A 13968-nucleotide genomic window follows, 5' to 3' on the forward strand; every position below is an offset into this window, starting at 1 on the left:
CGCCTGGCGTTGGGAGTGGCGTTGTGGGTCGGTGTTTGCGCCGGTGATGGCTGGTAGGTGTGCGGGTTGACGTGGAACAGGTCCAGCGCGTTCTGAGCGTGGGTGCGGGCGGTGGCGGTGTGTTGCCGGACGTCGTCGGTGGCGGTACGCGCGTCTTGATAAGAACTCAGGGCTTCGCCCAAACGACCATTGGAGTCGTCGACGGTGAGAGGGAAAGCCGAGATCTGGTCGTCGTCAACGGGACGCCGTCCAGGAGGGGGAACGGTCTGAGACGCATCCCGGAGGGTGGTTTCGGCTTGGTCGGCGATGCGTTGCAGGCGTGCGGTTTCCAGGAGGCCGTCTTGGACCCGGGGGTGGGTTTCGGGCCAGTCGTTGCGAACGCGCTGTTCGTGGAGTGTGGTCTCGTGGCGGAGGAGGTCGGCGTTGGCTCGTGCGACCGCTTCGCGTGCCCGCTCGACCGGGGTCGTGGCGGGGCCGGTCTCGGGTGCGGGTCGGCCGAGGGGGGTGAGGCCGGGGTCGGGGAGTTGTGCGGTGTTGACCTGGATGTCGTTGTCGGAGGAGGGGGCCTCGCTCATGGACTCGTCGGAGTCGGAGGCCTCGTCGGAGGATTGGTTGTGGGGTTGTTGGTAGCCCTGGTGGGCGTCGCCCAGGGGGGCGGGTTGCCATCCGGGGGCAGGGGTCCAGCCGGTGGGCACGATCTCGATCTCGACGAACCACAGGGGGCGTGGTTCGCTGCTTTCGCTGGGGAAGGCTTCGCGCTGGTAGGCGGCGTGGAAGAGGAGGCTCAAGCCTCGGGGGATGATGAGTTCGCGTTCGTCGTAGCCGTGTCGGGAGTAGGGCATGGCGCTCAGGACAGGCAGGCCCTTGGGTGCGCGTATCACGGCGTAGAGGTCGCGTTCGGCCGGGGAGCTGTTGCCCACGGCGGTGGAGAGGTAGTTGTTGTCGGAGTGGACGGTGCCCACCAGTGCCCGCATGGAGGCGGGGTCGTTGAGGTCTGCGCCCAGGCGTTGGATGAAACCTTCGCGAAGGGCGCGGTGCAAGAGGACGGAGTCGGGGAGCGTGGCTTGGGAGATCGCTGAGTCCAGGCCGGACACCAGCTCCAGGAACAGGTTTTCCTCGCCCCTTTCCACGGTTCCGTCGGTCAGGCCGTCCAGGACCGTCATGTAGTCGTCGCCGGTGTAGCGGGTGACGGCGTCCCTCGCGGTGGGGGACAGACCGGTTGCTTGGGGTTCCAGCGTGGTCATAGCCCAGTTGACGGCGTCGTCGTTGTCGGTGAAGCGCAGGGTGGCGGCCATTCCGACTCCGCCGGGCTCTTCGGTGGTACCTGTCCAGAGAGGGGCGGGTGCGAGTTGTTCGCGGATGTCGGGGGTGTCCGAGTCGGTGCTCATCGCGTCCGAGTCGGTTTCCTGGTTGGAGGAGTCGCTTCGCAGTGCTTCCTCGGTCAACCACTGGGAGAAGTCGACGTCGGGGGTGTGGGCCATGTTGACGCGCAGGTCGTTGGGGCCGTCGTGCTGGGGTGGTGCGGTGTCGGTGGTGTTGCGGAGGGTGGTTTCGGCTTGGTCGGCGATGCGTTGCAGGCGTGCGGTTTCCAGGAGGCCGTCTTGGACCCGGGGGTGGGTTTCGGGCCAGTCGTTGCGAACGCGCTGTTCGTGGAGTGTGGTCTCGTGGCGGAGGAGGTCGGCGTTGGCTCGTGCGACCGCTTGGCGTGCCCGCTCGACCGGGGTCGTGGCGGGGCCGGTCTCGGGTGCGGGCCGGCTGGTTGGGTCGAAGTCGGGGAGTTGTGCGGTGTAGACCTGGACGTCGTTGTCTGAGGAGGGGGCCTCGCTCATGGACTCGTCGGAGTCGGAGGTCTCGTCGGAGGATTGGTTGTGGGGTTGTTGGTAGCCCTGGTGGGCGTCGCCCAGGGGGGCGGGTTGCCATCCGGGGGGCGGGGTCCAGCCGGTGGGCACGATCTCGGCCTCGACGAACCACAGGGGGCGTGGTTCGCTGCTTTCGCTGGGGAACGCTTCGCGCTGGTAGGCAGCGTGGTAGAGGACGTCCAGGCCTCGGGGGATGATGAGTTCGCGTTCGTCGTAGCCGTGTTGGGAGTGGGGCATGGCGTCCAGGACGGGCAGGCCCTTGGGTGCGCGTATCACGGCGTAGAGGTCGCGTTCGGCCGGAGAGTTGTTGCCCACGCTGGTGGAGAGGTAGTTGTGATTGGTGTGGACGGTGCCGACCAGCGCTTGCATGGAGGCGGGGTCGTTGAGGTCGGCGCCCATGCCGCGGATGGCGAGTTCGCCGACAGCGCGGTGTAGGAGGACGGACTCGGGGAGGAGGGCCCGGGTGACGGCCGAGTCCATATCGGCGACCGTTTCCAGGAAGAGGGTTTCGTCGCCCTCGTCGACTGTTCCGTCGAGTAGTCCCTCTCGGACCATGTCGTAGTCGTCGCGGGTGTATCGGAAGACGGTTTCGCTCTCGTTGGTCGGGAGGGTTCCTTCCTGGGGTTGTAGTGCGGTAATGGCCCAGTTGACGGCGTCGTCGTTGTCGGTGAAGCGCAGGGTGGCGGCCATTCCGACTCCGCCGGGCTCTTCGGTGGTACCTGTCCACAGAGGGGCGGGTGCGAGTTGTTCGCGGATGTCGGGGGTGTCCGAGTCGGTGCTCATCGCGTCCGAGTCGGTTTCCTGGTTGGAGGAGTCGCTTCGCAGTGCTTCCTCGGTCAACCACTGGGAGAAGTCGACGTCGGGGGTGTGGGCCATGTTGACGTGGAGGTCGTTGGCGCCTGGGTGGGTGGCCGCTTGGGGGGTGAGGGTGTTCCTGGTGGTGGTCGGGTTGGTGGTTTCCCCGTTGGTGGTGGTCTGGCCGGGTGTGGGGATGAGTGTGGTGGTGGGGGTGTTGTCGGGGGTGTAGGTGCCGCCTTCTTGTCGGTAGGCGGTGTGTGCGGTGTCGAGGTCGTTTTGGGCGGTGCGGGTTTCGGCTTGGGCGCGTTCGGTGATGGTTGTGGCGCGGTTTTTGGCGAGGGGGGTGTCGTCGCGGGCGTCGAGGGTTTCTGCGTGGGCGAGGCGGGTTTGTGCGTGGGCGGCGTCCAGGCGTAGTTGTGCGGCTACGACTGTGGAGCCGAGGTAGCCCAGGTCGGTGTAGAAGAGGCCGCGGTCGATGCGGGTGTTTTCCAGGGTGGTTTCGTAGCGGACCACGGCGGTGTTGGCCTCGGCGACCTCACGCTGCGCGGCCTGGATGGGGGAGCGGCCGGTGGTGGCGGGGGTGGTGGGGTCGATACCCGGGGTCGGGGTGGGGCCGGTGTGGGTGAGCGCGGTGTAGATGGACGGCCCGGCGTAGGTGGTGGAGCTTTCCCCGGTATCCGGGTAGAAGATGGCGTCCCACGAAGCCTTGACCTGGTTGAGGAATCTGGCTTTGTCGGCGAATTTTTGGAGTCGTTCTGTTTTTCCGGTGCCCCTGTAGTCAACTTTCGGGTAGAAAGTGTCGTCTTTGGCGAGTTGGGTGAGTTTGTTGTTGTTGTAGGCGTCGAGGATTTTTTGGACTTTTCGCTCTCTCATGTGACTGAGGATGGGTGTAGCGGTTTTGAGGTACTGGGCGGTGGTGAGGGTGTGGGAGGTTGTGGAGGTTTCTTGGTTGGTCGGGTATTGGCTTTCCAGGTAGGCGACGACCTGGTTGAGGAATCTGGCTTTGTCGGCCGAACTTCTGATTTGTTTTTGTTCTCCGGTGCCGTTGAGGTCGGCGTGTGGGCGGAAGTTTTTGTCTTTGGCGAGTTGAGTGAGGGTTTCGTTGTTGTAGGCGTCGAGGATTTTTTGGACGTTTTGTGGGTGGGTGTTTTTGAGGATGGGTACGGCGGTTTTGAGCTGCTCGATGGTGATGGGGGTGCGGGGGGTTGTGGTGGGGGTGTGGGAGGTTGTGGAGGTTTCTTGGTTGGTCGGGTATTGGCTTTCCAGGTAGGCGACGATCTGGTCGAAGAGTCTGGTTTTGTCGGCGGTCCTTTTGAGTTGTTTTTGTTCTCCGGTGCCGTTGAGGTCGGCGTTTGGGCGGAAGGTATGGTCTTTGGCGAGTTGGGTGAGGGTGTTGTTGTTGTAGGCGTCGAGGATGGTCTGGATTGTTCTTGGCTGGGTGTTTTTGAGGATGGGTACGGCGGTTTTGAGCTGCTCGATGGTGGTGAGGGTGGAGGGGGGCTGGGTAGCGCGGTTCTTGCCTTTGTCGAGGCGCGGGGTTTGGCTGGCGGTGTCGTCGTGGAAGTTGGTGCTGGGGCCAGGTTGGGTGAGGTAGGTGTCGGTGGGGTTGATACCGAAGGTGCTGGGCGGAGGCCAGGTCGTGTGCGTGGAGGTGGAGCTGGTGGCGGGGGCTGTCCAGTCCATGGCCTGGGTCGGACCGGTGTGGGGGGCGGTGCTGTAGGGGGTGGTGCTGTATTGGGGGGTGCTGTATTGGGGGGTGGTGCTGTATTGAGTGGTGTTGTAGGGGGCGGTGCTGTACTGGGTGGTTGTTTCCTCAGCGGCGTTGATGAGGAAGGAGGGGCCGACGAGGTCGTCGCTGGTGGGTGAGGCGAGGTTGAGGGTGTCGAGGTCGTAGTAGTTGGGGTCGTAGTTGGCGGGGTTGGACCAGTCGATGTCCATGGGGTCGGGGGTCCCGGCCATGTTGACGCTCAGGTCGTTGGGTCCGGTGCGGGTGGCCGCTTGGGGGGAGAGGGTGTCCCTCGTAGCGGTCTGGTCGGTGGTGGTTTCCCCGGTGGTGGTCTGGTCGGGGGTGGTGTCGGTGGGCCGGCTGGGGGGTGGGGTGAGGGTGTGGTGGGGGGTGTTGTCGGGGGTGGAGGTGCCGCCTGCTTGTTGGTAGGCGGTTTGTGCTTGGGCGAGGTCGTTTTGGGCGGCGTCCAGCGCGTTGTAGGCGTCTTCGGTTTCTTGGCGTCGTGTTCTGTTGTCTGTGTCGTACAGGCGTGCGGTGGCCAGGCGGGTGTGGGCGTGTGCGGCGTCGAGGTTCAGTTGTGTGGCGATGACGCGGGAGCCGAGGTAGCCCAGGTCGGTGGGGGGAAGGTCGCGTGCGGCGCGGGTGTTTTCCAGGGTGGTCTCGTAGCGCATCACGGCTGCTTGGGCCGCAGCGGCCTCGCGTTTCGCGGCCTCGATGGGGGAACGCTCGGTTGGGGTGGTGGTGTTCTCGGGTGCGGGCCGACCGGTGGGGTCGAGGCCGGGGTCCGGGACGCGGGCCATATTGACCTGGACGCTCGGGTCCCGCTGCCATTCGGTCAGGGTCGCGTCGATGCGGCTCGGGGACACGAACTGGCTGAAGGCGTCGGAGTCCACCGACGAAGGCGTCAACGCCTCCGAGAACCGACGGGTCACCTCGCTTGCGCGACGGGGGTCGGGCGTCGGCGGCTCCTCGGGACGGGACCGTGTGTTCTCCCCGTCCCGGCTGCCGTCGCCCTGGCGGTCGTCGCCGGGAGTGGCATCGGTCCTGGGGGAAGGATTTTGGTCGAGGCTGTCGAGGGCCGCGCGGCGGGCCTCGACCCAGGTGGTGAACGCCGTCTCGAATTTCGCCTTGGCGTCGTCGTACTTCCGTTGCTGGGCGGTGTAGGCGTCCTGGGCAGCCGTGTCCCGTGGATCGGCGACGACGTCCTTGACCAGGTTCGGGAGCAGCGCCCGCTCGGCGTAGTAGTCCTTCTCGGCGGTGGCGAGGTCCTGCTGTGCCTTCTCCAGGCCGTCCCAGCGGTCGGCGTCCAGCCGGTCGCCGTCGAGGAGGCCGAGACGCCGGGCGTCGTCCTGGTCCAGCCACATCGTGACCGTGCTCTCGGTCTCGGCGGCACCCCGGGTCGTCGCCTTCCCGATACCGGCGAAGGCCGCCCCGGTCTGCTCGGCGCCGACCAGCCAGTGGGTGGGGACCTCCACCAGGTAGGAGCGCTTGGAGGCCGTGTCGGGGCCAGGTACGGGGCGCCCGGACTCGTTGGTTCCGTCGATGCGGATGGCGCCCTGGGCGCTCTCGGCACCGACGACGGGCCCTCCCACGAGGAGGGTGCCCGGCAGGCTGGTGCTGTTGTCGACCCCGGATCCTCCGGGATTGGCGCCGGGGGCGGGGGCCCCGGGCCCGCCGCCGTTCTCGGCCAGCCACGCGATGGGACGGGCGCCGAAGTTGAGGCCGGCGGAGAAGGACCGTGACACCAGGTTCAGGGAGAGGTCGTCCCGTGCGCTGGGGGCGGTGATGCTGGAGTCCACGGCGACGTCGACGAGCGTCGCCCGGTCGAAGTCGGGACGCGCCTTCACGGTCCAGTTGGTGGTCGCGGTGTCCATGGCGCGGGCGGTGTCGATGTCCACCAGGCGGGCGCCGTCGCTCCTGGAGAGGTCGGTGGCGTCGCCGAAGAAGGCCTTGAGGGGGATGTCGCCGAGAGCGGCGGCGACGGTGTCGTTGCCCTGGTCGATCTCCGCCTTTTCGAGCGCGTACTTCTTCGCCTCGGCTACGGCCTCGGGGGTGAGGGGGCCGGTGTGGTCCCACCCGTAGGTCTTGGCCAGGGCCACGTAGCCGGCGTCGCGTACGGCGGCACCCTGGTCCTGGATGTTCAACGGCGCGTTGTTCACCCGGGCGGCCCGGTTCGCGGTGGACGCGTCGGCGTCGTCGCGCCAGCTCCCGGTGGGGTCGACCACGTTGGTCGGTGTCGGTGTCGGTGTCGGCTGGGGGGCCTCCGCACCGTCGCGCGTGCCGGTGCCGTCGGCCTCGTCGCGGGCCCCGGTTCCCTCGGCCCCGTCCGAGGCGGTGTCCTGGTCGACCAGGTCGAGGTAGGAGGAGGCGAAGGCGTCCTGTACGGAGTTGTGGTCGCCCTCAACGGTGATGCTCCGGTCACCGTAGGTCATGGTGAGCCGGACGTGGGTCGGGGTCTCGGTGACACCGTACGGACCGTCGAGCTTCGTGGTCCACGAGCTGTTCTCGGTGGGGCCGGTGATGGAGCTTTCCGAGGTGGAGACCCCGATTCCCCCCGCGGCGACCGGGCTGATGTGGTTCACGCGCGGCTGCACCAGCTGCGCGGGGTAGTTCCCCTCGTGGTCGGCGTCGGGATGGGGCCCCGGCGGGTGGTAAAAGCCTTCGCCGCGCACACCGAACGAACTGGAGGTCCCCTTGGTCACGTATCGGCCGTCGCTCACGGACTGCTCGTGCGAGAGGCTGCCGTTGCCGCCCAGCTGGACGACCGTGGGGGTCCCCCGCACGGCCTCGACCGTCACCGTTCCGTGCTTGGTCAGGCCAAGGCGGAGGGGAATCCGGGAACCGATGGGACGCAGCTTGACGGCGACGGTCCCAGGGGTGTCGGTGCTGTGCGTGATCTGCGCGGAGATCTCCCCGAGCACCGACTCCCGGCTCTGGCCGGTCAGCTCGTACTTGTCGGCGCGGAGCTCGTTTGCGAGCTTCACCCCGGTGGAGTCGGCCGTGGCGGGGTCAACCGTCGAGTCCGCCGCTACGGCGGGGGGAGTGGGGGTGCTGTTGAGGTGGTGCCCGTGGCTCTCGTAGCCGGGGCGGACCCGGAACCGGTCCGCGCCTAGTTCGGGGTTGGGCTGGGTGGTGGGCTGCCCGGTCGCGGGGTCGACCGCGTCGTTGACCAGGTCCGCGTGGTAGAGCGCGTGCAGGGGGGCGAAACCGAACTCCGCGCCGGGGGCGTCGGTCTGGTTGCCGCGGTAGTGCTTGTCCTGTGTCGGGCGGCTGACGTTGGCTACGAAGTCGTACTCGTCGCGGACCTCCGTGGACTCGGTGAGCCGGAGGTCGGCGGTGTAGGGCCGCACCCCGCCCTGGGGGGTGAAACTCGTCTTCTGCTCATAGACCGGAATGCCCAAGGCGCCCTTGGACCACGTCTTGTCCCCGCTGACCGGGTTGACGCTGACCTGGGGGACCGGGACCTTCACGGTGCTGGGGCTGGTCTTGCCGTTGTTGGCGGCCTTCAGGTCCCGCGCGGGCTCGTTCGCGTTGACCGTGCCCCGGATCTCCAGGTCGCCGCCGAAGGAGTGTGACGCCCCCTTGCTCCTGGCGAAGCCGTTGCTGCGAGCGGATTCGGTGGTGAACTTCCCGGAGGGGAGGATGTCGTGGAAGACCACACCGGTGCGGTCGGCGTGCACGGCCGCCGTGTGCCGGCCGCTGAACATGAAGTCGCGCATCCAGTTGCGCGCCCGGTGCCCGGGGCCGGCCTTCCCGGCGTCCCGGGTCCCCCCCAGGATCTCCGAGGAGAAGTGGGTCGACGTGAAATCGTGGCCGGCGGCGCTCTTGAGGAAGTTCTGCAGACCGGGGGCGTCCGCCAGCAGGCCGTACAGCCGTTGGCGCAGGGTCGTCCCGCCCGCCCGCGTCGTGATGCCGTCGGTGATGGTGGGAACGGAGTCGAGCGCCGCCGCCTCCGGGCTCCGCTGGTCGGCGCCCAGCGGCGGCCGGGCGCCGTTGATCAGGTCGCGCACACGCGCCGCCGGGACGGCGGTGGGCTCGGCGTCGTCCACCGGGGAGTTGCGTCCGGAGGCAGGAGCCTGCTCCTGTCCGGGGTCCGAAGCGTGCCGAGCGTCGGCCCGGGGGTCGTTCTGCGCGGGGCTCTCCAGCTCCATCCGCCCCTGGATCGGAGTGTCCTTCAGCAGGTCGACGCGGTGTCCGTCGTATCCGGGGCGGTTCTTCGCGACGGCCTCCCGCGCCTCTGGGAGGAGGTCGTCGGTCTTGCGGAATTTGCCCATCTCCGCATGGAAGTCGAGGGAATAGCGCCAGATGTCGGTGTCACCCTTGTTGGTGATCGTCCCCGCGCTCTTCATCTTGGTCTCGGTCTCCAGACCCGTCGCGGTCTGGTACTGGTACTGGAGCTGGCCGCCGCCGCCCGCCTGGAAGCGCGCGATCCCCCGCGCGTCGCGGTTCGGCATGTCCCGGTACATCGCGCGCACCCGGGCGCGGACGCGGTGGCTGCGTTCGTGTTCCTCCAGCTTGCGGTTTCCCTTGGCGCCTCCGCCGCTCGTCTCCGTGTGGTGTTTGGTGACGGTCCCGGCGAACTGGCGGTCGCTGGGGGTGGCGCCGAGCCGGACGGTGATGATGTCGGGTGTGATCCATCCCTGCTTGTCGGCGTTCCACGGGTTGAAGTTCGCCAGGTCGGGGTTGACGAAGGTCGTCTCGAACAGGTGGACGTCGATGCCCTCGTTGACCCACTCGTCGGCGCGGCCGTTCAGGTTGCTCTCGGAGATCTGTTCCAGGATCTGCGCGGTGTTGTACAGCGCGATCTCGTGGTTGCGACGGAGAAGCCGCTCGCGGGTGAACCGGGACGGGGTGGTGCCCTCGTCGACGGTGGAGGGACGCAGCGCGTAGTCGGCGGGCAGCCGGGAGAGATCGGGGATGACCAGCCCCGGGTACTCCTGCGCGATCCCCCTGAGGACCCGGTGGGCGTACTCCTGGACGACCGTGCGGGGAGGACCGGTGGGCGGGGGTGCCTGCTCGGAGGTGGAGGGGTCCGTCCGCCCGGAGGCCTCGGTGCCCTGGGTGGTCCGTCGGGACAGCGGGCTGGTTTCGGTCGCCGGGTCGGTGCTCCCCCTCCTCTGCCCGGCCCCGGCGGTGCTCCGGTACTGGCTGCCGTCCTCCCAGCTGATGCCGCGGATCGGGGTGCCGCCGAAGTGCTCCGGGCGGTCGGGACCCAGGTGGGGGTAGGGGGGGAGGTGGTCGACCCGTGCGTCGGCGTCGGCGCGGTTGGCGTCGGGGTCGGCGAGCAGGCGCGCGTCCTCCAGGCTCAGGACCTCGGTGGTCCTCCCGGTGAAGCGGTGGGGGGTGGACTCGCCGTCGAACTGCACGTAGTAGGTGCGGTCCACGTCGTACATCGCCGCGTCGTCGAAGTGGGTGACCCGGTTGCGCGACCCCTTGGCCAGCTGGACCGTTCCGGTGGAACGCTCACGGCCATGGCGGTAGTCGACCATGGGCGCGTCGGCGCGCAGCTGGTGGAAGAACAACTGGGCGATGAACCCGAAGCCGATGCCGGGGTTGAAGAAATCGCTGCGCTTGAAGGTGTTCTCGATCTCCTTGTCGGAGTTCACACCTGTTTCCACGTTCAGGCTCGCCGGCGTGTCGGGCAGGCGGGTGAGTTCGGTCGGGACCGACCACACGGTCATGACGCGTTCCCGGCCGGCCCCGTCCGCGACCTCCAGGTAGACCGGTCCCTTCGTCATCGTCTTCATGCTCTTGCGGAAGGAGTCCGTGGACAGCTTCGTCTGGATCTCGTGGGACGCCTTCGACCAGTCGTTGCCCCGCAGCCGGTCGACGACCTTCCGGGTGAAGCGCGCCAGTCTGTTGCCGCTCTCCGGCTTCGGTTTGAGCTGGTCGACCACCCAGTCCGCGATCGTGGGCCGGTCCCGGCCGGCCCCGGCCTCGGACGGGCCGTCCTGGGAGGGGGCGAGGCGGATGTTGTCGACGGACGCGACGTGTCCTCCGCCGAGGCGGATTCCGGCGTTGCCGGCGGGGCCGTCCGACGTCCGCGTGTCCTGGAACGGGTCGTTCAGGACGATGTGGTCGGGGGCGGTGGAGGTGCGGTCGCCGAGTTCGACGGTCATGGTCAGGCCGTCGGGGACCGTCGCGGTCTGGCGGGTCTCCAGGCCGACGCCCTGCCGCTCCTCGCCGGTTGTCTCCGAGGGGGCGCCTTGCTCGGTGGTCTCCGGCGCGAGAACCAGTTCCGCGCTCAGGTCGGCGGTGTAGTCCACCGCGCGTCCGCCCACGGCGGCCTTGCTCGTGGACCCCGTGTCCCTGCCGACGATCTCCGAGGAGGACGGCAGGCCCAGGCCCGCTTGGAGGGAGACGAGGAACGCGGGGCCGACGGAGACGTTCACGGTGGGGATGGGCACGAGCGGGTTGACGTAGACGATCACGCCCGCGGCCCGGTGCGTGGCCGCGGTACGGCCGTCCTGGTGGATGACGGTCTTCCCGGCCGAGTCGGAGTCGGACAGGCCGGGGGTCGGATCGTTTTTCCCGGGGATTCCGGCGAGGGGGCGCCACTGGTTGTCGCTGGACGTGAGCCGGAGTGTCGCCGAACGCCCGTCGACCGTGACGGTGTGCCCGCCGCTGTTGAAGAAGGGGCGCCTGTCCTGTGTGAAGGCGGTGGTGAAGGCATCGCGGAACGCTTGGGGGAGCTGCTGGTCGAACCGGTCCAGCAGCGCGGGGAAGCCGCTGCGGCCCTGCTCCCCGCCGGTGTTCAGGGTGACCCGCCGGTCTGCCAGGAGTTCGCTGGGGAGCAGGTGGTCCAGGGAACGGGTGTAGGTACCGCGGTCGTCGTCGCGGGTACGGCCCGACTCCTGTTCGAGCCGGGTGATCTCCTCCGAGAGCCGCCGGCGGTCGCCGTCGAGGTCGCCGAGGGCCCTGACCCGGCCGTCGTCCTCGGCGAAAGCGCTCCGGTGCCGCTCGGCCTCGGTCTCGGTGTTCTCCTTCTTGGCGGTGGCGTCGTCGATGGCGTCGATGACCGAGCGGTGCGTGGTCTCGTGGACCCGGTTCTCCTCCTCGGCGCGTCGGCTCTGCTCGGAGAGCTCCCGGTGTTCCTGCTCCAGACGGTCGGCGGTGGCACGCTCCTCGGCCAACCGCTGGTCGATCCGCTCGCGCTGCGCGGTGTGGTCCGGGGCGTCCTGGGGGAGGGAGTCGCGTTCCTGTTCGAGTCGGGTGATCTTCTCCCGCTGCCGCTCGGCCTCGGCGCCCTTCTCCTCGGACAGTTGCCGGGCTTCCTCGGCGCGTGCGCCCGTCGCCTGCGCCGCCAGCTCGGTGTGGTCGCTCACCGTCCTGAGGTGGTCCAGGTGGGCGTCCCACAGCCGCGAGGTGGCGTCCAGGGTCTGCCTGCCCAGTTCGACGGCCTTCTGCAAGGACTCGTTGTGGGCCTGGCCGGCGGTGATGAGGTCGAGCTCGTCGCGTTTCTGGTTGCGCTGGTCGCGGTCGAGGTCCCGCTGGGCGGACTCCGCTTTCCTCTCGGCTGCGGCCACTTCGCGGTCACGCCGGGAGACGGTGTCCGCGTAGGCCCGCCGCTGGTCGCTGTGGCGGCGTTCGTCCCGGTCGGCGGCGCGTTCGGCCCGTCGCTGGTCGCGGGCGTCGGCCGCCGCCTTGTCGCCGGCCTCCTTGAGTGCCTGGCTGAGGCTCGGGACGAGTGCTTCGGCGTTGTCCTCCAGCTGTTCGGCTCGGGCCAGCAGTTCGCGGGAGTTCCTGGAGGCGTCCTCGCGCACCTGGTCGGCTTCGACCAGCAGATCCCCGGCACGGCTGGAGGCGGTCTCGCGCACCTGGTCGGCTTCGGCCCGCAGCTCCCGGGCACGGTCGGCGTCGTTCTCCAGCTGTTCGGCTCGGGCCAGCAGTTCGCGGGAGTTCCTGGAGGCGTCCTCGCGCACCTGGACGGCTTCGGCCCGCAGCTCCCGGGCACGGCTGGAGGCGGTCTCGCGCACCTGATCGGCTTCGCCCCGCAGCCCCGCGGCCTCGCCGCGCAAGCGCGTGCGTTCCGTCGGAGCGTGGGCGAGTGCCTCCCGGGCGTCCGTGGCCGCCCGGTCGGAGGCGGCGGCCTGCCGACCGAGTTCGTCGGCCCTCTCCCGTGAGTCCGTCGCGCGCTGCTGCGCGGCCTCGACCCGGGAGTCGGCCTGATCGACCCGGTTCTGCCAGTCCGAACGGGCCGTCTCCGCCTCGGTGCGTGCCTGGTCCCGCACCGAGGCGGAGTGGGCGGCCGCGTCGGCGGACTCGTCGGCCCTGGAGGCGGCGGCGAGGAGTTCCTGCTGGGTGCGGTCGCGCGTGGCGGCGGCCTCCCCGTAGGCGGTGTTGAGGTCCTCGACCTCTTGCCGGCGTTCCTGGAGGGTGTCGACTCTGGCCTGGATCTCCGGGGACACGGGGAGGGGGACGGAGGGCTCGACGGTGCGGTCGGAGTCCGAGGACTCCCGTCCGGGCGGGCCGTCGTCGCCCGGCTGCTGGGGATCGGTGCCGGTGGTCTCCGCTCCGGTCCGGTCCCCTTCCGTGCCGGTGGTACCGCCCTCGGTGGCCGGGGTTTCCTGGGTGCTCCGGGTGGTCTGCCCGCTCTCCGTCGCGGTGCGCTGGTCCTGTGCGGGAGGGCCGTCGCTCGTGCGGGGCCGGGGCTCGCCCCCCTCGGTGGTGACGGAGGAGGGGTCAGTGCCCGCGTTCCCCTGGACGGTGGGAACGGGGGGAGGGCTCGTGGGAGCGGCGGGCGGAGGAGTGGCGGTGGCGGAGCGGTCGCCGTCCCCGCTGCGCTGGCCACCGGAGGTCTGCTGGTTCTGTGTGCCGCCGGGGGCGGTGCTGGGCTGCGGGGGGGTGGGGACGACCGGGGCGGGGGGCTGCTGGGTGACGAGGGGGGCCTGGAGGCCGCCGCCGGTGGTGGTGATGTCGTGCAGGACGTTGACGGTGATCGGTTCGGCGCTGAACCCGGGCAGGGCGGAGAAAGGGAAGGGCGTGTCCGCGTAGGGGTTGTTCAGCGACTCCAGGAAGGGGCCGGGGAGGAAGCCGTTGTCCTTCTTGGGGTCGAGGACGAACTCGGGGGGCGGCTGCCAGGAGCGGTTCGCGTCCGGGGCCTGGGGGGCGGGACCGGGGACGTCGTCGTAGAGGGAGAAGTCGTCGGACGTGTCCGAGTCGTCGGCGTTCGGGAGGGGAGTGTTGTTCCGAGACGTTTCCCCAGGGGCGGGGGCGCCCGCGGTCTCGGCAGCGGACTGCTCGGAGCGGTTGGCGGGTGTTGGGGTGGGGGCGCTCTGCGTGCGGGTCCCGTTGCCGGAGTTCTGCGATCCCTCGGTGGTGTTTTCCGTGGTGTTGGGGTTGTTGATGGTGATGTCGGGGGTGGCGTGGTCCCCGTTTTCCCCATTGTTGTTCTGGTCGCGGGTGTTGTTGCCGTTGTTGCTGTCGGTGGGAGGGGTGTTGTCGGGGTTGTTGGGCGGGGTGGTGTTGTTGGTGGTGTTTTCGGGGGTGGGGGCGTTGGTGAGGTTGATGTCTCCCATGCTTTTGATGGCGTTGATGGTGGTGATGCCGCCGATGGTGGCGATGTGTTGGAGGGCTCCGGTGGAG

The 13968-nt window shown here is 69.0% G+C and carries 1 protein-coding gene (running past one end of the window); it reads right to left on the reverse strand.

Annotated elements, in window-relative coordinates; genetic code table 11:
* The coding region annotated (locus QSJ59_RS23865; protein WP_285762021.1) for an ADP-ribosyltransferase crosses the window boundary (this coding region is incomplete at both ends): on the reverse strand, positions 1–13968 show 13968 of its 34519 nt. The annotated region extends 20551 nt beyond the left edge of the window.

The sequence above is a fragment of the Nocardiopsis ansamitocini genome (assembly GCF_030268225.1).
Classification (GTDB): domain Bacteria; phylum Actinomycetota; class Actinomycetes; order Streptosporangiales; family Streptosporangiaceae; genus Nocardiopsis_D; species Nocardiopsis_D ansamitocini.